The 26,325-nt window shown below is 61.1% G+C and carries 29 protein-coding genes and 2 pseudogenes; 18 read left to right on the forward strand and 13 right to left on the reverse strand.

Annotated features, from left to right (window positions below):
• Positions 1-18 precede the first annotated feature (18 nt).
• The 8 genes and pseudogenes from BA011_RS01145 to BA011_RS01180 all read left to right on the forward strand — a co-directional run bounded on the left by BA011_RS01145 (position 19) and on the right by BA011_RS01180 (position 5,000).
• Positions 19-298 (forward strand): annotated as a pseudogene (locus BA011_RS01145) (sigma-70 family RNA polymerase sigma factor).
• A gap of 51 nt (positions 299-349) precedes the next feature.
• A complete protein-coding gene (locus BA011_RS01150) occupies positions 350-715 on the forward strand; it encodes a hypothetical protein (RefSeq protein WP_065279127.1) in 366 nt (121 codons plus the stop codon).
• Positions 681-1,079 (forward strand): hypothetical protein, encoded by a 399-nt coding sequence (locus BA011_RS01155; RefSeq protein ID WP_065279128.1) that lies wholly within the window; start codon positions 681-683, stop codon positions 1,077-1,079. The genes BA011_RS01150 and BA011_RS01155 overlap by 35 nt, the downstream gene beginning before the upstream one ends.
• Positions 1,076-1,375 (forward strand): GcrA family cell cycle regulator, encoded by a 300-nt coding sequence (locus tag BA011_RS01160; RefSeq protein ID WP_027668500.1) that lies wholly within the window; start codon positions 1,076-1,078, stop codon positions 1,373-1,375. Before BA011_RS01155 ends, BA011_RS01160 begins: the two co-directional genes overlap by 4 nt.
• Entirely contained in the window at positions 1,372-1,569 is a 198-nt protein-coding gene (locus BA011_RS01165) for a helix-turn-helix transcriptional regulator (RefSeq protein WP_065279129.1), read from the forward strand. Before BA011_RS01160 ends, BA011_RS01165 begins: the two co-directional genes overlap by 4 nt.
• A 13-nt stretch (positions 1,570-1,582) precedes the next feature.
• The gene (locus tag BA011_RS01170; RefSeq protein ID WP_065279130.1) at positions 1,583-2,176 is read left to right on the forward strand and encodes a hypothetical protein; all 594 of its coding nucleotides are present in this window, start codon (positions 1,583-1,585) and stop codon (positions 2,174-2,176) included.
• Between the two features lie 139 nt (positions 2,177-2,315).
• Entirely contained in the window at positions 2,316-2,672 is a 357-nt protein-coding gene (locus BA011_RS01175; RefSeq protein ID WP_065279131.1) for a hypothetical protein, read from the forward strand.
• A 753-nt stretch (positions 2,673-3,425) separates the two neighbouring features.
• The gene (locus BA011_RS01180; RefSeq protein WP_065279132.1) at positions 3,426-5,000 is read left to right on the forward strand and encodes a carboxylesterase/lipase family protein; all 1,575 of its coding nucleotides are present in this window, start codon (positions 3,426-3,428) and stop codon (positions 4,998-5,000) included.
• Here BA011_RS01180 and BA011_RS40905 read toward each other — a convergent pair.
• The gene (locus BA011_RS40905) at positions 4,922-5,773 is read right to left on the reverse strand and encodes a DUF4304 domain-containing protein (protein WP_151343366.1); all 852 of its coding nucleotides are present in this window, start codon (positions 5,771-5,773) and stop codon (positions 4,922-4,924) included. The genes BA011_RS01180 and BA011_RS40905 overlap by 79 nt on opposite strands.
• A 41-nt stretch (positions 5,774-5,814) precedes the next feature.
• On the opposite strand from BA011_RS40905, the gene BA011_RS40910 reads away from it, so the two are divergent.
• Positions 5,815-6,579 carry a class I SAM-dependent methyltransferase gene (locus BA011_RS40910; protein WP_237352540.1) on the forward strand — a complete coding sequence of 255 codons (765 nt, stop codon included), beginning with the start codon at positions 5,815-5,817 and terminating at the stop codon, positions 6,577-6,579.
• 218 nt (positions 6,580-6,797) lie between these two features.
• Here the strand turns inward: BA011_RS40910 and BA011_RS01195 are convergent, their stop codons facing one another.
• From BA011_RS01195 to BA011_RS01225, 5 genes are all read right to left on the reverse strand, one after another.
• A complete protein-coding gene (locus BA011_RS01195) occupies positions 6,798-7,034 on the reverse strand; it encodes a hypothetical protein (RefSeq protein WP_027685648.1) in 237 nt (78 codons plus the stop codon).
• A 241-nt stretch (positions 7,035-7,275) separates the two neighbouring features.
• On the reverse strand, positions 7,276-7,779 hold the full coding sequence (locus BA011_RS01205; RefSeq protein ID WP_065279134.1) for an AAA family ATPase: 504 nt from the start codon (positions 7,777-7,779) through the stop codon (positions 7,276-7,278).
• Between the two features lie 948 nt (positions 7,780-8,727).
• Entirely contained in the window at positions 8,728-10,251 is a 1,524-nt protein-coding gene (locus BA011_RS01215; RefSeq protein WP_065279136.1) for a winged helix-turn-helix domain-containing tetratricopeptide repeat protein, read from the reverse strand.
• Between the two features lie 431 nt (positions 10,252-10,682).
• Entirely contained in the window at positions 10,683-11,378 is a 696-nt protein-coding gene (locus BA011_RS01220; protein ID WP_065282361.1) for a class I SAM-dependent methyltransferase, read from the reverse strand.
• Between the two features lie 411 nt (positions 11,379-11,789).
• Positions 11,790-12,230, reverse strand: coding sequence for a copper resistance protein (locus BA011_RS01225; protein WP_065279137.1), 441 nt, complete (start codon positions 12,228-12,230; stop codon positions 11,790-11,792).
• A 333-nt stretch (positions 12,231-12,563) separates the two neighbouring features.
• Between BA011_RS01225 and BA011_RS01230 the strand changes: the two genes are divergently transcribed.
• Together BA011_RS01230 and BA011_RS01235 are read left to right on the forward strand one after the other, a co-directional pair.
• On the forward strand, positions 12,564-13,367 hold the full coding sequence (locus tag BA011_RS01230; protein ID WP_065279138.1) for a glycosyltransferase family 25 protein: 804 nt from the start codon (positions 12,564-12,566) through the stop codon (positions 13,365-13,367).
• 136 nt (positions 13,368-13,503) lie between these two features.
• Entirely contained in the window at positions 13,504-14,844 is a 1,341-nt protein-coding gene (locus BA011_RS01235) for an FAD-binding oxidoreductase (RefSeq protein WP_065279139.1), read from the forward strand.
• A 124-nt stretch (positions 14,845-14,968) separates the two neighbouring features.
• Here BA011_RS01235 and BA011_RS01240 read toward each other — a convergent pair whose 3' ends face one another.
• Both BA011_RS01240 and BA011_RS01245 read right to left on the reverse strand, forming a co-directional pair.
• Entirely contained in the window at positions 14,969-16,369 is a 1,401-nt protein-coding gene (locus BA011_RS01240) for a HAMP domain-containing sensor histidine kinase (protein ID WP_065282362.1), read from the reverse strand.
• Positions 16,370-16,427: 58 nt separating this feature from the next.
• On the reverse strand, positions 16,428-17,111 hold the full coding sequence (locus BA011_RS01245; protein ID WP_065279140.1) for a winged helix-turn-helix domain-containing protein: 684 nt from the start codon (positions 17,109-17,111) through the stop codon (positions 16,428-16,430).
• Positions 17,112-17,361: 250 nt separating this feature from the next.
• Here BA011_RS01245 and BA011_RS01250 point away from each other — a divergent pair, with 250 nt between their 5' ends.
• A complete protein-coding gene (locus BA011_RS01250; protein WP_065279141.1) occupies positions 17,362-18,558 on the forward strand; it encodes an IS256 family transposase in 1,197 nt (398 codons plus the stop codon).
• A 268-nt stretch (positions 18,559-18,826) separates the two neighbouring features.
• Here BA011_RS01250 and BA011_RS01255 read toward each other — a convergent pair whose 3' ends face one another.
• Positions 18,827-19,201 carry a response regulator gene (locus tag BA011_RS01255; RefSeq protein WP_065279142.1) on the reverse strand — a complete coding sequence of 125 codons (375 nt, stop codon included), beginning with the start codon at positions 19,199-19,201 and terminating at the stop codon, positions 18,827-18,829.
• 74 nt (positions 19,202-19,275) lie between these two features.
• Positions 19,276-20,325 carry a sensor histidine kinase gene (locus BA011_RS01260; protein WP_065279143.1) on the reverse strand — a complete coding sequence of 350 codons (1,050 nt, stop codon included), beginning with the start codon at positions 20,323-20,325 and terminating at the stop codon, positions 19,276-19,278.
• Positions 20,326-20,501: 176 nt separating this feature from the next.
• On the opposite strand from BA011_RS01260, the gene BA011_RS01265 reads away from it, so the two are divergent.
• The 3 genes from BA011_RS01265 to BA011_RS01275 all read left to right on the forward strand — a co-directional run bounded on the left by BA011_RS01265 (position 20,502) and on the right by BA011_RS01275 (position 22,992).
• Entirely contained in the window at positions 20,502-20,771 is a 270-nt protein-coding gene (locus tag BA011_RS01265) for a hypothetical protein (RefSeq protein WP_065279144.1), read from the forward strand.
• Positions 20,772-21,102: 331 nt separating this feature from the next.
• Positions 21,103-21,825, forward strand: a complete 723-nt coding sequence (locus tag BA011_RS01270; RefSeq protein WP_065279145.1) for an RNA polymerase sigma factor — start codon at positions 21,103-21,105, stop codon at positions 21,823-21,825.
• A 303-nt stretch (positions 21,826-22,128) separates the two neighbouring features.
• A complete protein-coding gene (locus BA011_RS01275) occupies positions 22,129-22,992 on the forward strand; it encodes a ferritin-like domain-containing protein (RefSeq protein WP_065279146.1) in 864 nt (287 codons plus the stop codon).
• A 122-nt stretch (positions 22,993-23,114) separates the two neighbouring features.
• Here the strand turns inward: BA011_RS01275 and BA011_RS01280 are convergent, their stop codons facing one another.
• The 3 genes and pseudogenes from BA011_RS01280 to BA011_RS01290 form a co-directional block, all read right to left on the reverse strand.
• On the reverse strand, positions 23,115-23,711 hold the full coding sequence (locus tag BA011_RS01280) for a general stress protein (protein ID WP_065279147.1): 597 nt from the start codon (positions 23,709-23,711) through the stop codon (positions 23,115-23,117).
• A gap of 16 nt (positions 23,712-23,727) precedes the next feature.
• Positions 23,728-24,040: pseudogene (locus BA011_RS01285) on the reverse strand (PepSY domain-containing protein).
• Between the two features lie 338 nt (positions 24,041-24,378).
• On the reverse strand, positions 24,379-24,768 hold the full coding sequence (locus BA011_RS01290) for a RidA family protein (RefSeq protein ID WP_027668482.1): 390 nt from the start codon (positions 24,766-24,768) through the stop codon (positions 24,379-24,381).
• 137 nt (positions 24,769-24,905) lie between these two features.
• Here BA011_RS01290 and BA011_RS01295 point away from each other — a divergent pair, with 137 nt between their 5' ends.
• The 3 genes from BA011_RS01295 (at position 24,906) to BA011_RS01305 (ending at position 26,315) form a co-directional block, all read left to right on the forward strand.
• The gene (locus tag BA011_RS01295) at positions 24,906-25,517 is read left to right on the forward strand and encodes a TetR/AcrR family transcriptional regulator (protein WP_065282363.1); all 612 of its coding nucleotides are present in this window, start codon (positions 24,906-24,908) and stop codon (positions 25,515-25,517) included.
• A 127-nt stretch (positions 25,518-25,644) separates the two neighbouring features.
• Positions 25,645-25,959, forward strand: coding sequence for an ArsR/SmtB family transcription factor (locus BA011_RS01300; RefSeq protein ID WP_065279148.1), 315 nt, complete (start codon positions 25,645-25,647; stop codon positions 25,957-25,959).
• Complete coding sequence (locus tag BA011_RS01305) at positions 25,956-26,315, forward strand: SRPBCC family protein (RefSeq protein ID WP_065279149.1); 360 nt, start codon at positions 25,956-25,958, stop codon at positions 26,313-26,315. Before BA011_RS01300 ends, BA011_RS01305 begins: the two co-directional genes overlap by 4 nt.
• Positions 26,316-26,325: the final 10 nt, after the last annotated feature.

Raw genomic sequence — 26,325 nt, forward strand, 5'->3', positions numbered from 1 at the left:
GGAAAGAAGGATCAAGCGATGAGCTTCCAGGTCGAGGTCGCGCCAGCGCAGCAAAGCACGCACATGAACGCGCTCGAGCTCTTCCGCACTGGCCGGGACTATATCGAGATCGCCGTCATTCTCGGGACGTCGGTGCCCTCGGTGGAGATCGAGATCCACCGGCTTCGAAGTGCGGAAAAGGGCGACACCGCCCAGCAGGACCATGCCGGCTCAGAGATCAGGCGGTTTCCCCGCCGCACTGTGAGGCCCGGCACCCCGGTCAATTTTGCCCGGCGGGCGACGGAGGCTGCGGGTTTGAGGCCAACCATTCATGGGGTCGTGACGGCCGCGAGCAGGAAAGGCACATCGCATGGCTAAGGACACGATGAGTGAGGAGATCATGGAGATCCTCCGCCCGGTGCTGGGCGAGGAGCTGGCGGCAGCGATCATCGAGCATCGCAAGCGCACGCTGAAGAAGCCGCTGACGGCTTATGCCGCGCGGATGCAGGCCAGGGAATATCTGATGACCGGCGACCCGGTCGGCGCCGCCGAGATGCAGATCTTCCGCGGCTGGCAGGCGATCAAATGCGACTGGTACCTCAAGGAGAAGGCGAGGGAGGCCGGGTCGATCAACAGCAGCGTGAGAAGGACAGCAGTCGATGCCGCACGAGATTTCCCCTCTGGTGAAGATCATTTCGGGGATGCTTTCTGGCTTCCCGGCATCCGCAGGCACTGATCCCGACATGCAGATCCGCGCCTATCTCGTCGCCGTCGAGGGCCTGCCGGCAGAGGCGGTCTGGCGGGCCGCCAAACGCTTCATCTCCGGCCAGGTGAGGGACCATAACCGCGCCTTTGCCCCGAGCAGTGCCAGCTTTGCCGAGGAGTGCCGCCATCAGCAGGCGGCGATCGAGGCCGAGCGCCGGCCGCGCCTGGAAGCCGAGCCCGAGGTGCCGCGGCCGAAAGTGCCGGCCTACAAGATGCAGCTGCTGCGCGATGCGGCCAATGGCAGCCGCAACGCCAAGCGGGAGCTCGCCCGCATGTTTCCCGACAACCCGATCATCGCCCGCGCCGCGTGGGACGCACAGGAGGCTACCAAGTGACAATCACCTTTTGGACGGAGGACAAGATCGTCAAGGCGGAAAAGCTCTGGAAGGAAGGGCTGTCGGCGAGAGAGATCGCCAACCTGTTCGGCTCGAAGAAGAACACCGTCATCAACATGGCGCACCGCAACCGCGACAGGTTCCCCTCGAGGCAGGACACCTGGCATCCGCATCCGAAGGCGGGCCCGCCCGTCCAGCCGATCCGCCACCCCGACCGCGTGACGCGGGTGACCCTGTCGGGCGCGCATGTGACGATGCCGCGCGTGCCGAGCATCGATGGGCCTGCGGAGCCATGAGCCCGGTGACCCCACGCGAAACCGAAGTGATCCGCTGGATGGCGGAGGGAAAGACCGCCTCCGAGATCGGCACCATTCTCGGCATCTCGCCGATCACCGTGAATACCCACATCGCCAACGCCAAAATGAAGCTCGGCGTCTTCAAGGAAACGGCGCTGGTCGCCGCGGCACTCAGAAACGGCATCATTCGATAGAAGGACGATCAGCATGGGCGGCAAAGCCACCAAGGTGAAGACAGGACGGACAAACAAGGGCGCCGGCCGGCCGCGCAAGGAAAACGTCGAGCGTTTTCCCGGCGGCAAGATCAAGCCCTTCGAAACTGAGAAGGACAATATCAGCGTGGCGGTCGCCGCCCGCCGCCGCATCCATGGCTTCGGCCGGACGGTTGCCGATGAGACGGTCAAAAGCCCCTTTGCCGGCTACACCCTCGGCCGCATGTTCCTTGACGGCCTGATCACCGCCGAACAGCGCCAGGCCGGCGACGACTATGCCGAGACGATCGCCCGCTACCACAAGACCACAGGCATCCCGGCCCCGAGCCCGAGGGCGCAATCGCTGTTCTCAGTCAAAGGCCATGAAGGCGAACAGACCGAAACCTTCGCCGACCGCGCCCGCAAGGCCAGCAACCGCATGATGGCCCTGCAGGGCATCCTGCTCCGCTGCCCCGACGGGCCGCAGGTGCGCAGCATGGTCTATAACGTGACGGTGATGGACTACGACCATCTGCGCCAGATGCCGCCGCAGCAATTGCTGTGGCTGCGGAGGGGATTGACGGCGTTGCGGGGGGCGAGGGGTGGGTGATGGGGTGAGGTAAGGCCCGTGGGCGGCTCCCAGAGCCATACGAAGCAGCCTTGGCTTTGCCGAGCCCGATATATGGAAGGCAGAGACTTTTTGCGCTAACCCTTTGGCCTGCGCTTCGCTTCTGCTGTAGGATTTGCAAATGAACGACATCGACCTGTCGCCGGAACTTTACGTCGAATTTTCTCGCGGAGGAGGCTCTGATTCCGGCAGCATCTACCATGTCACACGGCACAAGGCGGGTGGTCAGGTCTCTGCGCGTGTCGCACGTTTTTTCATCACTGACGCCAGGATTCCTGCGGAAGGCTTTTTCCCCCACAAGAGACTCGACTGTTTCGTGGTCGACAAAAGGCTGGTTCCCAAGCCCGAGCGGCTTGCCGGGATTTTGTTTGAAGCCCTGAAAAAGCACGGTGCGATTGATGAGCCCGCGTGGCTGGAATGGTATGTTGCCAAGGGGTTAGGCGGCAAGCCCTACGGCGAGGTCTTAGACTTCGACTGACGCGATACAGCGACGGAAGCGAAAATTCGCCCATTACCCGTCGCCATTGCTGTATTGCCCCAGAGCTCACCCCACCCTCCGTCTTCCTCGGGCTTGACCCGAGGATCCACGCCGGCCTGCGTGCCGCGGCCTGGAGACACGGGCGGAAACGGGCGAGGGGCATGCTGCGACATCTCGATTCCCTCTTCTCCCCAGCGGGGAGAAGGTGCCCGTAGGGCGGATGAGGGGGCCGCGGAAGCCGGTCTTTCAACAACGTCCATGCGGGCTTCGGCCGCTGCGGCATTGTCTCTACTGTGTGATGGGGCACGGCGTTGCAGGTCAGGTTCTACGGGAGGGTGTGCCGGGCGGCCCCCCATCCGCCTGCCGGCACCTTCTCCCCGAGGGGAGAAGAGACTTGCGGCAGCCTCTCCGTTCCCATCGGCCTCAGGACGGTAGAGACCAGCCCGAAAGATAGGTGGATTTTCACAGTTGTTGGCGGTGTACTTGCCGCAAAGCTCACCCCACGCTCCGTCTTCCTCGGGCTTGACCCGAGGATCCACCTCGGCCTCCATCAGCAACGGGCATGGATCCCAGGCTCAAGGCCTGGGATGACGGAGGTTGGGGATCCGTTTTCGCCAATCTCCCAGCGGGTTGAGCCGGAACCCGCCGTGGAGCAATAGCAGACTCTGATCGACGTCTGACGGACCCTTTTCGTTGCCGCTCCATGGGAGTATTTTGCTCCCAAACTGTCTCAACTTGGCGCTGGAGAGTGCAGTGTTTGCGGACGGCCGTCGCACGTTTCTGCTCTTTTTGGCCGTCGCATCGTGTCTACTGACGTTGGCGCCACAATTGGGTGCGGCAGACGACACCGTTACAATCGACAGCGGAATGCTGAAAGGTGAGAGGTCGGGCACGGTCGTCGGCTTCAAGGGCATACCCTATGCGGCACCGCCGGTGGGCGATCTGAGATGGCGCAATCCGAGACCGGCGGAGACATGGAGCGGTATCAAGGATGCCCGCGATTTCGGTCCGTCCTGCATGCAGACCGATGACCTGCCGAAGTCAGAAGATTGTTTGACCCTCAATGTCTGGACACCCGCCAAGCGTTCTCGGACACCCCTGCCGGTGATGGTTTGGATTTATGGCGGCGCTCTTGCCCAGGGAAACACCCTTCAGTATCCCGGTGACCAGCTGGCCGCCCGGAGAGTTGTGTTCGTCAGCATGAACTACCGTGTAGGCCGATTGGGGTACTTTGCCCATCCGGCGCTGATGAAGGAATCCCCTGACGAGCCCGTCGGCAATTATGGTTACATGGACCAGCTTGCAGCCTTGAAATGGGTCCGGCAAAATATCGAAGCCTTCGGCGGCGATCCGAAGAAAGTGACCCTATTCGGAGAGTCGGCCGGTGGCGGCTCGGTGATGGCGCACATGATATCGCCGTTGTCACGGGGATTTTTCCGCGGCGCCATCCTACAGTCACCGGGCCTGCCTACCGCGCGTGCTGAGAGTACGCCTTTGTCAACGTTGAAAGAAGCAGAGAAAACCGCGTTGGACTATGCGGCTTCTCTCGGAATCAATGGCAGCGATGCCGACGCTCTCACGGCCCTTCGGGCGCTGCCTGCGGAAAAGCTGACCGAAGGTGCATCGGCACATGACGTGCTGGCGGGAATGTCGACCGGCAAGCCCGTCATCGGCGTCTCAGGCCCGATTATTGACGGAAAGTTTTTGCTCGAAACGCCGGAAGCGGCTTTTGCGGCAGGCCGTCAGGCGCCGGTTCCCGTCATCGTCGGGGCAAATAATCGAGATCTCGGTCTCGGTCAGGCCGCGACGAAAGACGATCTCTTCGCGCTGTTCGGGAAGCATGCTGCCGAAGCCCGCACCCTCTACGATCCGACCGGCCAACAGACGCTCGATGAGCTGAAGCAGCAGGTTCTGGCCGACAAAACACTTGTCGAACCATCCCGCCACCTCGCTGACGAGATGATCCGCGCTGGTCAGCCGACGTGGTGGTATCGTTTCTCCTATGTCGCCGAGGCTCTCCGCAACGATCCGGCATGGAAAGGCGCTCTGCACGGCTTTGAAATTCCGTATACGCTCAACATTCCAGACGCACTGGTGAAAGACAAGGTGACGCCTGCCGACTGGGCCATGGCCACATTGGCGAGTGCCTACTGGGTCCAATTTGCAACGAGCGGTGACCCCAATGGAGGCTCACGGCCAAAATGGCCTCACCACGACCCCTTCGTCCATAGGGTCATCGACTTCACCAATCACGGCGTGACGTTCGGAGCAGATCCGCTGAAGCTGAGGCTCGACCTCTGGCAAAGGTATTGGCAGGAAAAGCAGTGACGGGGTCGGTGCCCGTCGCTGAGCCCCATGTCAGGGTTCCCAAAGAGACGACCACGTGTCCAGATTCGGTCAGAGCGCAACACCATTGTTGATTGCCCAAGTACGAAATGCTCTTTGGCGGCAGGTCTGCGCTCTATCGCCTCTCGCAATCGCCGAATTGCTTCGTCTTTATCCCCTACCAGCCAAGCTGCGCTGATTGACAGCAGAGACGGGCGATTCCGGAGGGCGGCAGCGAGATGCTGCATGTCACGATGCGAGTCTAGCCATGGGATGCCGAAGGACCGCATTTTTTCGACGAGATCAGCGGATATCAAATTCAAGTTTGAGCCTGACTCAATCGCCCACCAATGATCCTGGCCATAGGCGAGGCTCCCTAGCCGTTCCCGAATTGTCGAGTCATATTCTTTGGGTTTTCCATTGATTGCGACCTGTCCTGCAAGCGCTGCAACAGCCGCCGCGTAGACTCCGAGATTGACAGTAAACTTTCCATTTTCGCCGGAATTCGAACTGCTCGCTTGGACATTCACGACCAGCCAGTTTTCCCCATCGGCTCGGTGCCAATTGCGTCCCGACTTCTTGAAACCATGCGCCTTCAGCAGGTTCGCAAATCCAAGCTTGATAACTTCATCGATCGGCTTCCGGCGGGTGAGCTCACGGGTGAGGTCGTCCAACCCACTGGCTGCTTTGTGGTACCTCCAGTCGACCTCATTGACTCCCGCATGAATTCTGGCACCGTTGTCGCGCCATTCAGCGGGGGCAGCGAATGTCATCATCCCACTATACGCATGGATCGAGCGAGGCAGAGCAACAGCGGTTGACCGCACTGAACAGGCGGCTCAACGAGCGGTGTATCGATGCCGCACAGCTCGCCGCCGGTGAACGCGTTGTTGATTTCGGAGCCGGCCTTGGTCAGTACTCGCGGATGATGGCACGGGTCACCGGCGTCCCGGTGCTCGGGCTGGAGCGAAGTCCCGAACAGATCGCCGAGGCGTTGCGCCAGGCGGCGGCCGACGACGAGACCGCAAAGATCGAGATGAGGCAGGGCGATGTCCTCGATCCGCCCCTTCGCGACGACGAACTGGGTCAGTTCGATGTCGCTCATGCTCGCTTCGTCCTTGAGCACATACCCGACCCGCTGCAGGTCGTCCGCAACATGGCGCGCGCGGTGCGGCCGGGTGGTCGTGTGATCCTGTCCGATGACGATTACGACGGTCTGCGGCTATGGCCAGAACCCCCGGGGTTCTCGTCGATCTGGAACGCTTATCAGCGCACCTATGACAGGCATCGCAACGACCCTATCATCGGGCGTCGCCTCGTGCAGTTGCTTCACCAGGCGGATCTGCGGCCTCGCCGTAACACGCTTGTCTTCTTCGGCGGTTGCGCGGGTGATCCCGATTTCGAGGATGTGGTTCGCAACATTGCGAGCATCGTCGACGAAGCGATCGACGACATCGTGGCGACCGGGCTTTCACGAGACGCGGTGACGGCAGGTCTCGACACCTTGATCGAGTGGAGCAAGGCGCCAGATTCGGCGGTGTGGTTCGGCATGTCATGGGCGGAAGGGATTCGGCCCCTCTGACGTCGGCAGCCCTGTATTCCAGCGAGTCCACATTCGGTCAACTCTCATCGCCCACCCGCTCGCCGAGCGCCGGGAAAGGGCAAGCAGCCCCCTCTCGGCCACCAAGGGCCGATACGAGCCGGGTTACTTCGACGCGACATTCATTCGCGTCCGACGCCAATGCGTGGTGTCAGCCCCCACTGAGGATGATTACAGCCGTCTGCCTTCATAGCAAGGCTTCACGAGGCTGAGAATTTCACCATGACACCGCGCTGGCGAAAGTAGGCCTCCATTCGCTTCCTGCCGGAACGGTTATTCTGCACGAGTCTAGCCGGGTCGAATACGGCCTCTTTCAAACCCGCCCGCGTCAACGCTGCCTTGAGGGCCGCGATATGCACATCGATGTCGGCGTTGTCCGCCTGGAGCGACTCATAAATGCGGTTTGTTGCATCTGCTACGGTCGGTTCGCTCACGATTACACTCCTGTTGTCGTCTGGCTGGCCTGACCGTATTGGGGTGAAACTTGTTCACGTCAATGGGTGACAATGGATTGGATCATTTCATCCGCTTTCGAAGATGAATCACTCAACGGCAGGAACAGCTCCGCCACCGTCTCATGCTCCGGCGCCTCGGGGAAGAAGGCGGCCGTCCTCACGAGCGAGCTGGCCCGGACCCGCCGACGACGCAGACTGAGAATACCCCCGGCGCTGTGGCGTTTCATTCAAGGGCGGTGATGGCTGGATGGGTTTGCCGATCGTAAAGCGACAACTCCTCGGCGGTTGGCGGCTCGAACAGCTTTGACCACCTAAGCAGGTCCGCCCGCGAAATGTCGAACGTGCCGGCAGGAAGCGCGGCGTTTCGCCGGCAGACCCGGTCCCAAAGCGCATCAAAGGGAACGTCGAGGAAGCAGAGGACGACGCGGGCACCAGCTGCGCGAGCTTCCTCCCGGCAGGTGTCGCGTTCTGCCCGTGACCACACTCCCCAATCCACGACGACGTTACACTGAAGCCTGATGGCACGCAGAGCGATCTGCCATTGTCGGCTCTCGACTCTACCACGGCAGGGACCAGTTTCGGCTTCCGGCGTAGAGATGCCGGGGTAAAGCCTGTGCATCCAATCGTCTCCGGTCAGACGGAGGGCAGATGCTTCATGTTCGATGATCTTGGCGAGCGACGTCTTCCCCGAACCGGGAAGACCGCAAGTGAGGTAGAGCGTGGGCATTGGAAAATCTCTGATTTGGGCTTGGCAAGGGGAAGTGGCCCCGCGGTGACGTGCAGGACTGTGCTTTCGAGGCCGCAAGGCGCGGCCAATCAGAGGTGTGTTGCCATGGTCTGTCTTGTAGGACCGCTCTGCTCGAGGGTCAAGACGGAGCGCATGGGTGAGCTCACCGGTGAGGTCGTCCAACCCACTGGCTGCTTTGTGGTGCCTCCAACAATAAGCTGACTGTCAGCATCCCGCCCGCAGGCGGCGCCTTCGATGCCTCGCAAATCAAGATCCGTAAGGAGGGGCAAAGAAGCAGTTCGCGTGGTCTTCGGTTGGGTGCAAGCAAATGTGAAAATGACTGTCTCCGGACGGAATGGTGTCACCATACGGAATTCGGAAGAAGTGTTGCTTTGTGACGAGGTGATGGTCGCCCGGATTGAGCAGCACTCTGAAACCGTCAGAACCGGTGCTCACGCTGGTACTCGGAATTTCGTGGCAATCGCCTCGTTCTTTGTCCCCTCGGCAGCAAGCGGGTGGATAGATCCATCCCGACTCGGTGTCGTGGGCGGTAGCGCCATTCCAGCAAGACAGCGTCGATAGGATAGCTGAGAAATACAAAGCGCGATTCATCTTTTGTGTTCCGGGGGCGGCAGGTCGCAAATCTGCCGGCAATTGTGAGCGAGGTCCTGCCGCATGTAACGAACGGACTCCGATCAAATGACGATATTTCCCCGATCGGCATCTTTGCCCGACCCCGTTTCGAATTAGAAAGGCATTTGCTGATATGGTCGCCCGCGAATTCCTCGACGCCGACCAAGGCAGGAGATGCGTCATGGACGTTTCATGACGCAGATGTTGTTCGCATCGCGGCTCGACTGGTCTATCCGTCCAACGGATATGATCTGGGGACCGGCGGCTTGTGACAGCGCCGCATCTGACGCGCGGTTTGGCCGCCGCTGGCCGGCGTCATTCGGGAAGCCCTGCCGTTCGCAAGGCCGCTGCCAGCGCGTCCATCAAGTACGGCTGAAACAGGTTCGTTCGCACGTAGCCGCCGACCGAGAAATTCGGCGCCACCTCGATCAGTCGTCGTGCCGCAGAGTGCGCGGCTTCGACATTGCCAAGGCCGACGTGGCTGGCCGCCAGATAGGCGTACGGGATGCTGAAGCCGGGATTTGCCCGGACCGCCAGAGCGGCGTATCTGGCTGCGTCGGCGAAGGCGCCGGCAAAGAGGTGGGTCAGGGCGAGTGCGCAGTAGGGATGGTAGCTCAGCGGATCGTCGAGCGGGCTCAGCCGCAGCGCCTTGTGCGCATGTTCCACCGCCCGCTGGTGTCGCTCGCTGTGGGCACTGACCAAAGCGCTGAAGCCAAAGGCCAGGGCCGAATTGTTGTTCAATGCGAGAGCCCGGTCGAGCACCTCGACGGCGGCGTCGTAGTCCCGGGTGAGGTTGGCGCGGACGAACGCGCCGATGCTCATCGCCTGCGGGTCGTCGCTGTTGATGCCTAACGCAATGTCGGCGTGGCTGAGTGCGGTCGCCTTGTCTGCGGGATCCAACCCGTTGCGCAGGTAGCGCTGCTCGTAACACCATGCGGCATAGCCATGCGCAGCGACATAGTCGGGCTGAAGCTCGATCGAGCGCGCCAGCAATTGCAGGGCCTTGTCCGTCTCGACGGGCGTGTTCGCGTGGGCGTGCGGCAGCGCCCGAAGGTAGAGATCGTACGCGTCCAGACTTTCGGGCCGCTTGCGGTGCGCACGCTCGATCTCCGCACGGCGGACACTCGGTTCGATCGAACCCACGATCTGCTCAGTCAACTGATCCTGGAGATCGAACACGTCCGTTGCCGCGCCCTCGAACCTGTCGGCCCAGACATTAGTGGCCGATGCGCCGTCGACAAGCTGGGCATTGATCCTCAGCCTCCCCCCGGACTGCCGCAAGCTGCCCTGCAGCAGGTAGCGAACGCGTAGTTCGGCGGCAATTGTGCGCAGATCGGCTTTCTCGCCCCTGAAGCCGAAGGAGGAATTGCGTGCGATGACGAACAGACCCGGGATCTTCGAGAGGTTGGTGATGATGTCCTCGACCAGCCCATCGGCGAAGTAGTCATTGGGCTCGTCGCCGCGCATGGTGGCGAACGGCAGCACGGCGATCGAAGGGCCGCCGAGCGCACTCTCGTCGCTACGCTCCAGCGACAGGCGGTAGCCCCGCCGCGAGACGGTGGCCAAGACCGCATACCGGTCGTCGCCGAGCGCTCGCCGGATCTCGTGGATGCATTGAACGAGACTGTCGTCGGTAACGGCGGCGCCTCCCCAGACGGCTTCAAGCAGCTCGGCCTTGCTGACCAGCCTGTTCGCGTTCTGGACGAGGTGGCGAAGGACCGCAAAGGCCTGCGGCCTGAGGGCGATTGCATCGCCGTTCTCAGGCCGGAGCGTCTCGCCTTCCAGGTCGACGACAACCTTGTTGAGGATAAGGGTGGCAGTTGCTGGCGAACCGACCATGACGATCCTCAGGTGTGACGGATCCGTCGCCTAGCATACACCAGGTCTTCGCCGACGGCTCTTCATTCTTTCAGGGGTCTGGCCGGCGCAATTTTGGCAAATGACCGGAACTCGCTCGTTACTCGGACGCGGCGTGGTGTGTGGTCGCAATGAAGCACGACCGCGCAGGAGCGAAAAACGAAGTCTACCGCCCAATCTTGTCCGGTCGCTCCGTGACCCTCCTGGGGCGCAAAGCAGCCTTATCCTTCGATGACGAAAAACCTTCACCGGGGTGGACAACGGCTTGTCCGCTTCTGGCGACCAGAAGGGACAAGCTGCCATCCGGCTGTGCTATTTCAACGGCAGGAACAGCTCCGCGACCGTCTCATGCTCCGGCACCTCGGAACACCACGCCCGATAGGGTCAAGAGACCCCAACGCGAGCACCCGTCGTCACGCTTTCACCGCCGAGAAAAACAGAAACCGCGGCTTGGTCGTCAGGCTCTGATAGGCCTGCGGAAAAAGCGTCCGGGCGCGCGGGTCGGGCTGGGGCTCGCTGACGATATCGATCTGAAATCCGGCCGACTTCAGCGCGTCGAACATGGCATGCAGCGGCCGGTGCCAGAAGCGCATGGCGATATCCTTGCCGCCGCGCTGCCAGGTCTCATCGAAGCTGTAGGTCTCGAAATAATTGTCGCGGCCGGTCGAGGCGTGATCCATGAAGGGATGGTGGGTGGAAAAGACCAGGCGGCCGCCTTCGGGCAGCAGCCGGTTGAATTCCGAAAGCGGCTTCGACCAGTCGGGCAGATAATGCATGACGAGCGAGGCAAGGATCAGATCGAAAGCTCTGTCCGCAAACGGCAATGCTTCGTTCAGATCAGCCGTTAGCAGGCGCGCGCGCCCTTCCAGCCGACGTTGCGCGATCTCAAGCATGCCCGCACTGGCGTCGATCCCGGTCACAACAGCCCCGCGCTCGATGAGCGCTGCTGAATGCGCCCCGCCGCCGCATCCCGCATCGAGCACGGAAAGCCCGGCGACATTGCCAACCAGGGCAAGAATAGCCGGCCGCTCGTAATAGGCATTCCAGGCATTGACCTCGTTATCGGCGTCATAAGCCGCCGCGAAGGCATCATAATCATTCTCGGCCAAGATTTTCCCCTTTCCGAAGACTGTTCGAAGACGCCTGTGTGTCAGAAGCTTGCTCGATCGACCTGCAAATAGGCCGAGATCGCTTCGGCCGTAAGCAGGGAAGCGCGATGAACGGCCTCGCTTGGAGGTCCGAGCGCCATAGACATAGGCAGCAACCGTTTCGCATGTCGCGCCCTGCAGGATCATGTTGGCAGCCTGAAGGAGATAGGTGTCGTATTCATCGGCTGCGTTGCTTCGCCAAGCCGGATCATCGAGCTGACGAATTCCGATAGAATCCCAATGATCCCACCCAATTTTGGGGAGGGCGCGAATGTCGATCTTGATGTGTTCACTCATGTCGCAACTTTTTACGATAAACGTTGCCGACACAACTGGGCCGGAAGCGGTCCTGCTGGCAAGCCCTTGCCACGCCTACGGCGTAACCGTCAGCCTGGCTTCCATCCCGGCTTCGTAGTGTCCCTTCATATTGCAAAAGAGCAGGTAGGTCCCAGGCACCAGCCTGGCATTCAGTTTGCCGCTGGCCCCCGGTTTCAGATCGGAAACCTCCCCAAGGCTTTTCAGCTTTGATTCATCGACGCGGTTTTTGGCAGCGTTGACCGGAATAGGCAGGTCCGGAGATTTCAGGCGAACGACGAGCATTTCATGCTGCTCCGTCATCGCATCATTATGGACTGCGAAGGTCGCGGGCCCGGCTTTCACCGTTGGCGGGTCGAGCTTCAGCGACATTGCACCGCCGCCCTCTCCATCTTCCGTGACATTGATCACGGTGGCGGCCGCAAAGCTTGCTCCGGGCAAACAGGCGAGAATGGCAGCTCCGGCGAAAAGGGGCAGCAGTCTGGCACGTGGTTTCATCATTGGTCTCCGTCGGGGTTTAAGAGTGGGGCGCTGAGAAGGTTGCTCAAGCCAAGGGTCATCCGGCGTGGCACGCAGTGGTCGCTGTCGTCATCGAAGGCTCGCTGGTTGTCGGTTTCGATCGCGGGAAGGGAGGCGTCCACTGCGTGCCGCACGAGAGCTGGTAGCGCGCCATTCTTGCGCGCACTTTGCCGGGATCATACCAATCCGTAAGAAATGCAGCCCCGGCCGTTCGACCTCCGCACTTTACCAAAATGTATAGTTCCAGCGAGGTCCCCGTGAGGTTTGGAGCGCAGGCTTGGCGCCATCATTGTCAAGTCGAGGCCAGCTCTCATGAACATGCGCACCACACCTGCCGCCCTTATGCCGGCGATCCATCCGGTCAGCCTGCGGGTCAACACCTACCTGATCAATCTCGACCGGGCGCCATTGCGCCGGTTTCGAATGGAACGCCTGCTGGCAAGCTTCGGCCTTGCCTTCGAGCGGGTGGCGGCGGTCGATGGCGCGGGGCTGAGCCTGCCGCATCCGGGCTTCGACGAAGCAGCCTATCTCAGCCGGCACGGCCGCCGGCCGAACCCTTTCGAGATCGGCTGTTATCTCAGCCATGTCGAATGCGCCAAGCGCTTCCTTGCCAGCAATGCCGAGTTCGCGCTCATTCTGGAAGACGATCTCGATTTCGATGACGATCTGGCCGAGCTGCTCGATGCCGCCCTCGAGCACCAGGCGCGCTGGGACATCCTGCGGCTGTCGACCGTCAATTCCGGGCGAAAGCACAAGGTGGAGCCGCTGACCGCGTCGCGCTCGCTCGCCATTGCGCTGACCCGCGAGAAGGGGTCCGGCGCTTATCTGATCAACCGCAAGGCAGCGGAGTGGATCGCCGGTGCGCTTGTCCCCATGCGCCTGCCCTATGATCTCGCCTTCGATCTGGAGTTCGATGATGGGCTGAGCGCCTGTTTCGTCGATCCGGCGCCGGTGAGCCAAAGGGCCGATCCCTGTTCCCAGATCCAGGCAGGGCTGTCGGCATACCGGCTTGGCCGCCGCCGGCCGTGGAGCGTCCTGCCCTATCGCACGGCGACTGAGGTGCGCCGCTTTGCTCGCCGCTTCCGCCGGCTCGCGGCTTGGCGGATGGGAGGTTAGAGCATGTCGCGCAAAACTGCTCAGCGGTTTTCTGCGCTGTTCGGTAGCAACTGCCACCTGACGTTTACTCCATCGAAGGATATTCCGGATCCGATCACTGTGTGCTAGAAGTCGTGCGAGCGTCGGGGGACACGACATGTCCAATTTACTGCTGAGAGAACTTTCTTTGGTAGGACCCCGCTGCCCTATCATCACGGCGGACCATCGGGATTATGAGCGCTATCGCAAAGTATGGAACGGTGTCGCCGATCGACGGCCTGCTGCGATTGTCCGCCCGCAAAGTGTAGATGATGTCCGCAAGGTCGTGCATGCAGCGGCGGCATCTCACGCCCTGCTTGCGGTGCGCGGCGGCGGCCACAGCCTTCCGGGATTTTCGACCTGCGATGGGGGACTTGTTCTCGATCTATCGGACCTAACTGCCATTGCCATCGATCGAGATACGCACACGATCGAGGTCGGCGGCGGGGCACTACTTGGCGATCTCGATCGCGCGACCGTTCCCGAAGGTTTCGTGGTACCGGCAGGCGTGATTTCGCATACGGGTGTGGCAGGTCTGACCCTGGGTGGCGGCATGGGATGGGCCAGCAGGAGATACGGCCTTACCATCGACAGCTTGCTGGGCGCGGAGATCGTGACCGCGGCTGGCGACGTCGTTTGGGCAAGCGCAACGTCTGAACCTGAACTCTTCTGGGGCATCCGCGGCGGCGGTGGCAACTTCGGCGTAGTCACCCGATTTAGGTTCAGGATGCATCCGCTTGGTTCCATCGTAGTCGGCCAATGGAGCTATCCTGCGGCCAACATGAGGCAAGCCCTACAGGCGCTGCGCGACCGCGCGCATGGCCAACCGCGCGACTTTACGCTCAACTTCACCGCGACAGCCACGGGTCTCAGCGTGACAGCGGTTTGGTCAGGGGATGCTGCCCTCACTCACTCGGTTCTGTCACCGTTCGGGGCGCTTACCGATGGCGGCATAGGGAGCGTCGACAAGCTGCCCTATCTCAGCCTGCAGAGCCGTAACGACGAGCACTTCGCATGGTCACGACGATATTATTGCAAGGGAGGATTCTGGTCGGAAATCACCGATGAAGTCATAGACGCTATCATGCTGGCAATCGCCGATGCGCCAACGCCGGATTCCGAAATTTACGTGTTGCAGCTTGGCGGAGCGGTCTCCGATGTACCGGACGAGGCAACTGCGTATACGGGAAGAGGTGCAAGCTACTACTGGATTGCAGAGCCGGTCTGGGACGTCGCTGCCGATGACGACCGATGCATTGCTTGGGGACGGATCACGGGCAAATCGCTTTCGAAGCTCTCGATGGCCGGGAACTACGTCAACGAGCAGGCTGATGCCGGGACGGTCGTAGCTTTAGATGCGTATGGCCCGGAGAAGTACCAGCGGCTTGCGTGCCTGAAGACGAGGTTCGATCCGCACAATATGTTCCGTCTCAATCAGAACATCACGCCGCTGGCTTGAGTCCTATCCGCAAGGGTGCGAGGCCGGCCCAGGCTGCCCGGAACCCGACGTTAGGTTTTTCAACAGAGCAAAGTTGGTGGCAGTTGCTGCCGAATAGCGTGAATCTGAAAGATCGCGACGCGCTTTAGGACCTCTCCGCCGGCATCAACGGGAAGCCGATCGAAACGATGAGGCCGGGATGATTGTCCGCCATGGTGATGTCAGCCGAATGCAGGTCGGCGATCGCCTTGACGAGGCTGAGCCCGAGCCCGCTTCCCGGCGTCGCGCGGCTCTTGTCGAGCCGGTAGAGACGCCGGAAGACCTTGTCCCTTTCATCGGCGGGAATACCCGGACCGGTATCGGCGACCGCAACGATGGCGCGGCCGCCCTGACAGCGCAGCGAAACGGTGATCTCGGTTCCGGCCGGGCAGTGGTTGATGGCGTTTTCCACCAGGTTGGCGATCATCTGCGTCAACAGATCACGGTCGCCGCGGATGAGCGCGGGACAGCGCTCCGCGATATCAAGCGCCATCAGCGCGTCTTCCGCGACATCGACATAGACCTCGGAAATCACCGCAAGCACGGCGTCGAGATCGGTCGCCTGGAAACGCGCCTTGCGGGCGCCGGCCTCGATCTGCGAAATGCGCAGCAGCGCCTCGAAGGTGGCGTTGATCCGGTCGCTCTCGTGTCTGGCTTCGTCAAGCAGGGCCGAAACATCCGCCTGCTGGTCGTTTCCGGCCGCCGCGGCATCCAGCGTCAGGCGCAGCCTGTTGAGCGGCGTCTTCAGGTCGTGGGCGATATCGGCGCTCACCTGCCGCATGCTCTCGACCAATCTCTGCAGCCGCTCCAGCGCCGCGTTGATCTGGATCGCCACCGTATCGAGATCGTCGCCGTTGCCGGTGATGGCAATGCGGGCGTCGAGCGCGCCGTGGGAGACGTCGTTCATGGTGAGGGCGACCCTATCCAGCCGCGCCTGGGCGCGAACGGCGAGAAAGACGCCGCCGCCGATCGCGGTCGCGACGACGATCGCGGCGGCCCATTCGAAGCTGACCAGCACGATGCGCAACATCTCGTCGACATCGTTGAAGTTTTCCGCCACCACCAGGCTATAGGGGCCGATGGTCGAGACCTGCATCCGGTAGCGTTCATGCCCCTTCAGCCCGACATCCCTGGAGGTGACGGTATAGACGCCGTTCGGGATGCGGGGTGCGGCGAAATTGCCGGCAAGTTTGCGCCCGCCTGTATCCGTCAGCGAATAAAGCCCGTCGGAGGTCGACTGGAAGCTCGCATAATTGTTCAGCGTGTTGACCAGGTCCTGGGTGTCATTGGGCTCGTAGGTCGAGACAACAAGCGAATTCATCTCTTTCAGCGACTGTTCGAGATCGCGCTCAAGGCCGAGGCGCAGCATGTGATAGATGATCGCGCCGCTCAAGATGAAGGTGACGACGAAGAGCACGCCGAAGGTGACGGCAAGGCGGAACGGCGTGCTCCTGCGCAGGCTGGAGCATGATGCCGAAAAGTGTGCGCGGTTTTCGGACGACATCATGCTCTTACTCTTTAAATTGCGAACAGGATTTGAGATTTTCAGGCCGATGGGCCTGAAATCATCCTGTTCGAGGCGCATGCAGGCTGTATCCGGTGTTGCGGACCGTATGCAGAAGCTGGACCTGGAACGGCTTGTCGACTTTTGCCCTGAGGCGGCTGATATGGGTCTCGACGACGCTGGTCTTCGGATCGAAGTGGAAATCCCAGACCCGCTCCAGCAGCATCGTCTTGGTGATGACCCGGCCTTCGCCGCGCATCAGCACTTCGAGCAGGGTGAATTCGCGCGGCTGCAGCTCGATCACCTGGCCGGCGCGGCGGGCCTCCCGCCGGATCAGATCGAGCTCGAGATCGGCAACCTTCAGCACCGTCCTCTGCTCCTGCACCGGCGGCCGCCGGCCAAGCGCATTGACGCGCGCCATCAGCTCGGAAAAGGCAAAGGGTTTGACGAGATAATCGTCGCCGCCCGCCTCCAGCCCCTCGACCCGATCGTCAACGCCGCCGATCGACGTCAGGAACAGCGCCGATGTGCCGACCTTGGCAGCCCTCAGTGAACGCACGATCGCCAGACCGTCGAGGCCCGGAAGCATGCGATCGACGACGATGACGTCATAGGCCTCGCGCTGCGCCTGAAACAGCCCATCGCGGCCGTCGCCAACCACGTCACAGACATGCCCGGCCTCGGAGAAGCCCTTGGCGATATAATCGGACGTCTTGGTATCGTCCTCGATAAGCAGGATTCGCATCAGCCCGATCGTTCCCGAATGCCTGGGGACGAGATCTAGCCGAGAGGAGGGCTTGGCCACAACTTACGGATTGGTAAGGTGCAGGGTGGGGGAGCGGCTTCAGACGCAACCGTGTCGTCACCCGCCCTCGTCCTTCGAGGCTCCGGCTTTGGCGGTAGTGTGCGGAAGGTTCTGCAAATTCACTGAGAGGGGCGGTCATGGCAGGCTGGTGATGTTCAACGTCACCTGATTCCCTGGAAGGAACGCCACCATGACCAAGACAGAAGATAAGACTGCTGTTGCTACCGTCAAAGACATTCTGCTTTCGAACCCCGATGGGCTGCACGAGGTGCTGCGCGCGGTGATGCAGGAGGTCCTTGAAGCCGAGATGGACGAGGCTTTGGGAGCCGCGAAAGGCGAACGCACGCCCGAGCGGCTCGGCTACCGCTCCGGCCATTACGGCCGCACGCTGATAACGCGGGTGGGCAAGTTGGAACTCAGGGTGCCGCAGGACCGCTCGGGACACTTCTCCACCGAGCTGTTCGAACGCTACCAGCGCTCGGAGCGGGCGCTGGTCGCCACGCTGGCCGAGATGTATGTGCAGGGGGTGTCGACGCGCAAGGTCAAGGCGATCACCGAAGAACTGTGCGGGCATGCGTTCTCGGCCTCATCGATCTCGGCGATCAACAAGCGGCTCGATGAAAGCCTAAAGGCCTTTGCCTGCCGCCCGCTTCAAGAGCCCTTTCCCTATCTCATCCTCGATGCCCGTTATGAGAAGGTCAGAGAGGGCGGCGTCGTCAGGAGCCAGGCGGTGCTGATCGCCGTCGGCATCGACTGGGACGGCCGGCGGCAAATCCTGTCCGTCGAGATGGCCGGCCGCGAGAGCCGCTCGGCCTGGAAGGACTTCCTGTTGGGATTGAAAGCCCGCGGCCTCAAGGGTGTCGAGTTCGTCGTCTCCGACGATCATGCCGGCCTCGTCGCGGCGATCGGCGAAGTCATTCCGGAAGCCGCCTGGCAGCGCTGCTATGTGCACTTCCTGCGCAATGCGCTCGACCATCTGCCACGCAAGCACGGCGACGATTGCCTGCAGGAACTGCGATGGATCTACGACCGGCGCGATCTCGCCGAGGCGAAAACCGATCTTTCCGCCTGGCTTGGCAAATGGTCGGGAAAATATCCACGGCTGACCGGCTGGGTCGAGGAAGCCATCGAGCAGACGCTCACTTTCTTCCGGCTACCGCGCACTCACCACAAGCATCTCAAGAGCACCAACATGCTCGAGCGCCTCAACGAGGAAATCCGTCGTAGAACCTACGTCGTGCGCATCTTTCCCAACACCGAAAGCTGCCTGCGCCTGGTCAGGGCGCTTGCCGTCGAAACCCACGAAAACTGGATGGAGGCCAATCGATACATCAACATGGACGATCTCAGAGAGCATAAGAAACTCGCTCTCCGCAATGCCGCATGACCAGTCTCATGACCGCCCTTTTTGCTGAACTTGACGCACATAACCCCTTTGGCCTCCGCACCTCAGATGAGGGCTGATCGTGGTGCTTGCCTCGGGCTACCGGCGCATCTTGCCGCTGCGCTTCCCATTGAACCAGGCTGCAACCTCTCTCCAGCCTCAGCCTGAAGGAGGGGGCTGGCCTGCGATGCGGATCGTATTTGTCACGAACTCGACGATTGATGTCGACGACGTCATGATCATTGTTTGCCGACTTAACTTCCCAGCCAGTCTAATTCCGGATCGACAGCAGATGAGCCATTGCATCAGTAATCGCGTGGCTGTCGTAGGGTTTGGAGAAGAACCTGCTTCCGGTGGGGAGACTGCTCTCTTCGAGGATTGCTGCGCCCGACGCAACAATCAACCTCACAGGCGGCCACCGATCGTTGATGTAATGGGAGAGCTTGATGCCGTCCATCGTGCCAGGCATCTGAACATCGGTGAACACCAGATCGACATCGTCTCGGGATTCAAGGATGCCGATTGCCTCGTCCGCATCGCAGGCCTCCAGCGCTTCGTATCCCGCAGATACCACCAGATCGACCGCACCCATCCGGATGATCGTGCTGTCTTCGACGACCAGGACGACCGCCTTGCCATTTCTCATCGCTCACTCGGTCAATTGGAGGTGTGAGCCATCGCAGGCTCCGATGGGATAGCGCGTAGGAAGCCATTCGGTTCCTACGCGGCCGTAGAAATGTCGCGGGAACCGGCGCTTTCCTGGTTGCTGATGGTGACGGCGGTGCCGGGACCCGCATCGCTCAGCTGAATTTCGCCATTCAGGGTCTTTACCAGCGCCTCCACAATGCCAGTCCCCAGCCCGGCCTTTGGTGCTTCGCGACCCGCAGGCATGCCGATGCCGTTGTCGGTAACGGAGAGGGCCCAGTCGTCGCCGGATGATCGATAGTCGATGATGATTGTGCCCGTTCGCTCATCGGGAAAGGCGTGTTTGAGGGCGTTGATTGCAAGCTCGGTCACAATAAGCCCCAAGCGAACGGAAACGTCCGCGTCCACGGCGCTGTCGTCGGCCGTCACCTGAATCGAGAGCCTGTCCGGGTCAGCGATCATCGATGCGCCGAGGCTTTGGCAAAGCTGAGTGAAATAGGTGCGGAGTTCGACCTTGCCGCCGCTGGACGTCGAGAGTTGCCGTTGCAGGGTTGCAATCGACATGACCCGGTGATGGGCGTTGTGGAGGTGCCCGCGCGCTTCCTCCGACTGGACCCGGCGGGCGCTCTGCATGAGTACGCTGGCAATGATCTGGAGGCTGTTTGCCACCCTGTGCTGGACCTCCTGCAGCAGGATCGCATTATCGCGAACGAGATCATCTTTCAGCCGAGCCTCGGCGCGCACATCGGTCACGTCGGTGATGGCCAGAAGCAGGCGAATATGATCGATATCGCCGTCATCGAGCGTCCGCGCATTGACGACCAAGTGCCGTGTTTTCTGGTTTGGCCGTTGAAAGTCGATTTCGTAGGCTTCGATGTTGGCACTTCCAGAGGCGGTAGCCCTCAGCAGTGATGCAAGCTTGGGCATCGCCCATTCGCCGTTGCCAATTTCGCTGAGGCGTTGGCCGCAAACGGTCTTGGGGTCGATGTCGAAGGCCCGGCAGAACGACGCGCTCGCCGCGATGACCTTCAGGTCCTCGGATAGGAACAGCAGCGGCTCGTTGGATGATACCACCACGGCAAGAGTGCTCGCAGCTTCGAAATGCACGATGGGGATCGTTTGCATAGGGAGGCCCTCATGGGCCGGAGACTCACGGAGCAAGTCATCACTCGGCAACAATGCCAACCGGCCAGAAGGCTCGGCCCGACAAAGAGACCTTAACACGCCTGAGAGGTAATCCCTTCATATTAAATATCGCGACTGCCATGTCGGCGCGATGGGCCGATGATAACGAATATTGATTGTCTGGCAGCGAGGCCATCGAGCAGGAAGTCGAAAGGGTTTTGCCCACGGCGATCTCAAGCGCCGACCGGAGCGGGAGATCAACGCCTCAGCCCTCCTCGCCAGATGCAAGGAGGGTTGAACTCAAGGGCGGGTTAGATCGTCCGACGATAGCGGTCGCGCTCCTGCGCGATCTGCTCGGGCCCGTATGGATCGAGCGTGTCGTCGAACCGGGTCCAGCCCTGTTCGTTATAGGCACGCCGACGTTCGATCGGGTCGACCCAATTTGACCCCTGGAGAATAGCCTGCGCCTCGGAGGCGAAAACTGTCGGTCCGCCTTCAGCCCTAAGAGCGGACTTTTTTGGTTATCGAAGGATAAGCCTGCTTTGCGCCCTCATGTCGGCCGTAGAGATCATCTTTGCCGCGAAAGCATGCATCGCCGGCGACCACGCTGGAAGTTTCAGTTGCGCCAAAACCGGAAGATAGAACTGCTCCGCAACAAGTCCGATTTACTTGGTCAGCAGACCTCTGGTCCGGTAGAGTCCCAAGTCTCCACCTGGCCGCGGACCGAAAAGCCGGGAAACGCTTATCTCATAGCAAGCTGATGCATCTGGAGTGCCTATGATGAAGCCGAGCGGATCCACCGAGGCGGTGAGGATCGAGGACCTTGACGACGCGGGGCTGGTTGAACACGCGCGACAGCTTGACCCCGCCGCATTCTGGCTAATCATCAAGCGTCACAATCTGCGGCTTCACCGGGTCGCCCGCGCCGTCCTGAATGACGACATCGAGGCGGAGGACGTACTTCAGGAGACCTATATCCACGCCTTCACCCATCTGGCCGAATTCCGCGCGGAGGCGCGGCTGTCGACCTGGCTCACCCGGATCGCGCTGAACGAGGCGCTGGGACGCCGCCGGAAAAGGCGACCCACCGTAGACGCGAAAGCCATCGAAGGCATGGTCGCTCCGTTCAGCGCACACAAGCCTGATCCCGAAGAGGCGGCCGCTCTCGCTGAAATCCGCGGCCTGCTGGAGCGAGCCGTCGGTGACTTGCCGGAGCCCTTTCGCATCGTCTTTGTCATGCGGGACGTCGAGGAAATGAGCATTGAGGAAACGGCTTTTCTTTTGGCATTGCGACCTCAGACAGTGAGCACCCGTCTTTATCGCGCACGCCGGCTGCTTCGCGAAGCGCTGCGGGACCAACTCGCCACCGTGTTCACGGATACGTTTCTCTTCGCTGGCGCTCGTTGTGACCGCCTCGCGCAATCAGTCCTCGATCGGCTCGCAATTCGCCTGGTTCGAAAGGCTACGCATCTGTTGAACGCGGCGACTGAGCGCACCTAGAGCCTTTCCGGGTTAGCTGAAACGGGCCCGCTGATCGACCGGCCGGCTTGGCCGTAGAGCTGGGCTACGGCGCGCGCCGGCCGGTCGACCATCCGACTCCGTTTGAGCCAACAGAATGCTTCAATCTAACCCGGAAAGGCTCTAGACGCCGTCCACGCCGAGATTACGCCGGCTCCTTTCGCAGGGCTTTTGTAGCGGGACACGGGAATATTTTGGCGGCCCGGACCATCTAATCGTCAGGCAAATGCATTCGGCGCCGCGGTGCTGACAGCGGTGTTGAATCAACAAACATAGGAGACCGCCATGCAGGGCGCACTTCACCTATCCCGGCGTCAGTCGCTTCAGGGACTTATCGTACTCGGTGCCGGAGCGGCACTCAGCGGAATTGCACGGCCTTCGCCGGTATCGGCACAGGACATATCGGACGAGGACATTTTCCGCTTTGCGCTCAACCTCGAATATATGGAGGCTGAATACTACCTCCGCGGCACCACCGGAATGGGCATCGACGCCGCCGATGCCGGTTCGAAACCCGGCGACGTCGTTGGTGGCAAGCAAGTCTCGTTCGAGACGCCGGCCATCGGCGAATTCATGCAGGAAGTCGCGGAAAACGAACTCGCGCACGTCCGCTTCTACCGCAAGACGCTTGGCTCCAACGCGGTTGACAGGCCGGCCATCGATTTCGGTGCGGGCTTCAAAGCCGTCGCGGAAGCAGCGGGCCTCGGGCCGGACTTCGACCCCTTCGGCAACGAGACGAACTTCGTTCTCGGCGGGATGGTGTTCGAGGATGTCGGCGTCACCGCCTATGCCGGTGCGGCGACAGTTCTGAAAAACAAGGACTTCCTCGCCGCAGCCGCAGGCATCCTGGCGGTCGAGGCCTATCACATGGGAATGGCGCGATCTACGCTATACCGAAAGGGAGAGAAAGCCTGGAAGGCCGCCAACGCTGTCTCCGATGCCCGAGACAAAATCGGCGGATCAGACGATAAGGACCAGGGGATCCAGGGGGACGGAAAAGCCAACATCGTTCCCTCGACGCCCGATGCGATCGCGTTCACCAGAACGCCGCAGGAGGTGCTCCGGATCGTCTACCTCACTGACAAGGACGGAGTGAGCAAGGGCGGCTTCTATCCGGAAGGGATGAACGGCACGCTCAAGACCACCTGAGCCAGTTGCGACGAGTGACGATTGGCCACCGGAAACTGAGCGGATTGGTATCCGTTGCTCTGCGTGAGATCGACGCTTCAACCCTCCCTGCGACGTGCAAGGAGGGTTGAACTCAAGGCCGGTTAGATCGTCGGGCGATGCCGGTCGCGTTCTTGCGCGATCTGCTCGGGGGAATAGGGATCGAGCGCGTCGTCGAACCGGGTCCACCCCTGCTCGTTATAGGCACGCCGACGTTCGATCGGGTCGACCCAGTTCGAACCCTGGAGGATGGCCTGCGCTTCGGAGGCGCGGGCGTCGTCGACCTTGGCCGTGACCAGGCTGCCGCCGCGGCGGACACCTTCGGCATAGAAGTGGGCATCGTCCTCAGGGACGCCGGAGTCGGTGAGGGCGCCGATCAGGCCACCAACCGCACCGCCGGTGACGGCGCCGGCGACAGCCCCGGCCGCAGTCATGGCCAGCCAGCCTTCGGCAACAACCGGCCCGACACCAGGAATGGCCATCAGGCCCAGTCCGGTGAGCAGGCCGCCGGCGCCACCGGCGGCAGCGCCGATGACGGCGCCGGTCGCGGCATCCTGGCCAACGTCAGAGTCGCGATGGACGCGGCCAGCCTTGTTGGAGACGATACTGATGTCGTTCGAGGGAATGCCTGCCGCTTCCAATTTGGTGACGGCGGAGCGAGCGTCCGAGTAGTCGTCGAAAAGTCCGGTTACAGTTCTCATCATGCTTCTCCTTGGGTTACTTGGCGACGATGTTGCCCTGATAATCGAGAGCAATGGAGACGGCTTTCCCGTCCTTCATGCCGAGGCCAGATCCCCTTGTCGTCGAGCTTGAGGTTCTTGACGTCGGTGTAACCCGCTTCCGCAATGCGATCCTTCGCCTGAGCTTCGGTAAAGCTGTTGGCGCCCTCAACGGGCGCGGTCGGATTTTTGGTGTCCGGGGTTGCAACCGCAGGTGTATTTCCATCCTTGGATGGAGCCGGTGTGGTTTGGGCAAAGGCTGCAATGGCAGACGCGCCCAGAATTGCCGCCGCGAAGACGATCTTCTTCATATGTGTTTCTTCCATTTCCGGATCAGATGAGATCCATGCGGTCAGAACACGCAGGAGAGATCTTTGTTCCGCGAGATTATGTAGTTGATTTTTCTAAATATATGGGAAAGCGGCGCGCTGCGGGTTATTCTCTGCGGCGCCGGGGCAATGTAAGCAGACAGTAACGTTGTGGGGTAACCCACGATCCCACGGGCGCCTTGAGGAAGCGCCGCGGTGTAAGGCCCATCCTATAATCCTAGAGTTGTGCTTTTGTCATATCCAAGTGGTGGCAGCGCGGGGCCGCTCTCCTGCCGGCAGGTCGTGCGGTGACGGATGCGGCCCCGGCAATGTCAGTGACTTCACGGAATACGGGCGATGACCTTGATCTCGAAGTCGAAGCCGGCCAGCCAGTTGACGCCGATGGCGGTCCAATTCGGGTAGGGTGGCTTGCTGAACATCTCCTGCTTGACCGCCATGATCGTTCCGAACTGATTTTCGGGATCGGTGTGGAAGCTGGTGACGTCGACGATATCATCCAGCGTTGCGCCGGCGGCACTGAGCGTCGCCTTCAGGTTTTCAAAGGCGAGCCGCACCTGGCTTTCGAAATCGGGTTCGGGTGTTCCGTCCGAACGGCTGCCGACCTGTCCGGATACAAACAGCAGATCACCGGATCGGATCGCGGCGGAATAGCCGTGCTTCTCGTAAAGAGCGTGCCTGTCGGCCGGAAAGATTGCTTCGCGTTGGGTCATTCTGATCTCTCTTCATTGTTGACAACGACCGTTGAGCGCGACGTATCGCTTCACATCTCGCGCCCAATTTGATATACGGTTCGTATGTGAAATGTATGAGATACGCATCGTATGTCAAGCCCATATACGCTTCGTATATGAAATTGAGGGATCGGATGGCAAGGAAACGCAGCGAAACGATGCAGGAAAATCGCGTCAAGCTGATCGCGGCGGCGCGCAAGACCTTTGCGGAAAAGGGCTATTCGGCAGCATCGATGGATGAGTTGACGGCGGACGTCGGACTGACACGGGGCGCGCTCTACCACAATTTCCAAGACAAGCGCGGGCTGCTGGCGGCGGTCGTCGATCAGATCGACACGGAGATGGCGGTGCGCGCTCAGGAGATCGGCGCGCGCGCAGGGAGTGATTGGCAGGGCCTGCTTGCCGAGGGTGCGGCCTATATCGAGATGGCGCTCAATCCCGAAGTCCAGCGCATCGTCCTGCTCGACGGACCGGCGGTGCTGGGCGATCCCTCGCAGTGGCCGAGCCAGAACAATTGCCTGCAGGTGACGAAGAGCACGGTTGAGCGCCTGATCGCCCAAGGCATCCTCAAGCCGCTCGACCCGGAGGCCGCCGCCCGATTGCTGAGCGGCGCGGCTCTCAATGCCGCCCTCTGGATCGCCGCGAGCGAAGACCCGCAGAGCGTGATGCCGAAGGCGGTCGAGGCTTTTCAGGCCTTGGCGGCAGGCTTGCTTGTGCAGCCTTTGTGATCTGCCAAGGGCCAAGTCGAGCGAAGGGACGTTCACCGCAGTAACGGCGAAAGTGGCTCCTTCTACAACGGAAAAGCCATCGCGAAATGGACTTGCGAATCGCATAAGTGTGTGCTTATGTGTGTGCATGATCGAGAATGAGATTTTCCGAGCCTTGGCTGACCCGACCCGCCGCGCGATCTTCGAGAAGCTGGCGGCGGGCGGCATGAACGCCAGTGCCCTGCGTGAGGGCATGGAGATCAGCCAGCCGGCAATGTCGCAACACCTCTCGGTTTTGCGGAGCGCAAAGCTCGTGAGGGAAGAACGGCAGGGGCGTTTCGTGAATTACGAAGTCGATCCGGACGGGCTGGCTCTCATCGCACAATGGTTGGCGAAATATCTCGCCTACTGGCCTGCCCGCATCGAAGCTCTCAAGGTCTTGCTGAAGGATATGGACCAATGAACGATGGAAAGGCCAAGGAGCAGAAAGACGGCATCGAACTCGAATTCGATCTGGATGAACCGCCGCAAAAGGTCTGGCGTGCAATCAGCATTCCGGAATTTCGGGAAAACTGGTTGCCGAAAGACGCTCTGGCCGATCCCACCCCGGCCACCATCACACCTGGCGAGGAAGTCCGTTATAGCCTGCGCGACGACGCGCCACCTTTCCTTGAAAGCACGGTGACGTTCACGATCGTCCCGAACGCGACCGGCGGCACCCGCCTGCGCATTATCCACGAGCTAACCGACGCGAGGCTTGACCGGACGGCGGAAACGGCCGCGAACAGCAACGGTCCGCCGCTCATGCTCGCCGCCTGACGCGGCAAGC

Source organism: Rhizobium leguminosarum (assembly GCF_001679785.1).
GTDB lineage: Bacteria > Pseudomonadota > Alphaproteobacteria > Rhizobiales > Rhizobiaceae > Rhizobium > Rhizobium leguminosarum_R.

What these genes read in the sequence shown, in the direction of transcription:
- BA011_RS01150 (WP_065279127.1), top strand. Translation starts at nt 350, where the DNA reads ATGGCTAAGGACACGATGAGTGAGGAGATCATGGAGATCCTCCGCCCG.
- BA011_RS01155 (WP_065279128.1), top strand. Translation starts at nt 681, where the DNA reads ATGCTTTCTGGCTTCCCGGCATCCGCAGGCACTGATCCCGACATGCAG.
- BA011_RS01165 (WP_065279129.1), top strand. Translation starts at nt 1,372, where the DNA reads ATGAGCCCGGTGACCCCACGCGAAACCGAAGTGATCCGCTGGATGGCG.
- BA011_RS01170 (WP_065279130.1), top strand. Translation starts at nt 1,583, where the DNA reads ATGGGCGGCAAAGCCACCAAGGTGAAGACAGGACGGACAAACAAGGGC.
- BA011_RS01175 (WP_065279131.1), top strand. Translation starts at nt 2,316, where the DNA reads ATGAACGACATCGACCTGTCGCCGGAACTTTACGTCGAATTTTCTCGC.
- BA011_RS40905 (WP_151343366.1), bottom strand. Translation starts at nt 5,773, where the DNA reads ATGATGACATTCGCTGCCCCCGCTGAATGGCGCGACAACGGTGCCAGA.
- BA011_RS01205 (WP_065279134.1), bottom strand. Translation starts at nt 7,779, where the DNA reads ATGCCCACGCTCTACCTCACTTGCGGTCTTCCCGGTTCGGGGAAGACG.
- BA011_RS01215 (WP_065279136.1), bottom strand. Translation starts at nt 10,251, where the DNA reads ATGGTCGGTTCGCCAGCAACTGCCACCCTTATCCTCAACAAGGTTGTC.
- BA011_RS01225 (WP_065279137.1), bottom strand. Translation starts at nt 12,230, where the DNA reads ATGAAACCACGTGCCAGACTGCTGCCCCTTTTCGCCGGAGCTGCCATT.
- BA011_RS01230 (WP_065279138.1), top strand. Translation starts at nt 12,564, where the DNA reads ATGAACATGCGCACCACACCTGCCGCCCTTATGCCGGCGATCCATCCG.
- BA011_RS01235 (WP_065279139.1), top strand. Translation starts at nt 13,504, where the DNA reads ATGTCCAATTTACTGCTGAGAGAACTTTCTTTGGTAGGACCCCGCTGC.
- BA011_RS01240 (WP_065282362.1), bottom strand. Translation starts at nt 16,369, where the DNA reads ATGATGTCGTCCGAAAACCGCGCACACTTTTCGGCATCATGCTCCAGC.
- BA011_RS01245 (WP_065279140.1), bottom strand. Translation starts at nt 17,111, where the DNA reads ATGCGAATCCTGCTTATCGAGGACGATACCAAGACGTCCGATTATATC.
- BA011_RS01250 (WP_065279141.1), top strand. Translation starts at nt 17,362, where the DNA reads ATGACCAAGACAGAAGATAAGACTGCTGTTGCTACCGTCAAAGACATT.
- BA011_RS01255 (WP_065279142.1), bottom strand. Translation starts at nt 19,201, where the DNA reads ATGAGAAATGGCAAGGCGGTCGTCCTGGTCGTCGAAGACAGCACGATC.
- BA011_RS01260 (WP_065279143.1), bottom strand. Translation starts at nt 20,325, where the DNA reads ATGCAAACGATCCCCATCGTGCATTTCGAAGCTGCGAGCACTCTTGCC.
- BA011_RS01270 (WP_065279145.1), top strand. Translation starts at nt 21,103, where the DNA reads ATGATGAAGCCGAGCGGATCCACCGAGGCGGTGAGGATCGAGGACCTT.
- BA011_RS01275 (WP_065279146.1), top strand. Translation starts at nt 22,129, where the DNA reads ATGCAGGGCGCACTTCACCTATCCCGGCGTCAGTCGCTTCAGGGACTT.
- BA011_RS01280 (WP_065279147.1), bottom strand. Translation starts at nt 23,711, where the DNA reads ATGAGAACTGTAACCGGACTTTTCGACGACTACTCGGACGCTCGCTCC.
- BA011_RS01290 (WP_027668482.1), bottom strand. Translation starts at nt 24,768, where the DNA reads ATGACCCAACGCGAAGCAATCTTTCCGGCCGACAGGCACGCTCTTTAC.
- BA011_RS01295 (WP_065282363.1), top strand. Translation starts at nt 24,906, where the DNA reads ATGAAATTGAGGGATCGGATGGCAAGGAAACGCAGCGAAACGATGCAG.
- BA011_RS01300 (WP_065279148.1), top strand. Translation starts at nt 25,645, where the DNA reads ATGATCGAGAATGAGATTTTCCGAGCCTTGGCTGACCCGACCCGCCGC.
- BA011_RS01305 (WP_065279149.1), top strand. Translation starts at nt 25,956, where the DNA reads ATGAACGATGGAAAGGCCAAGGAGCAGAAAGACGGCATCGAACTCGAA.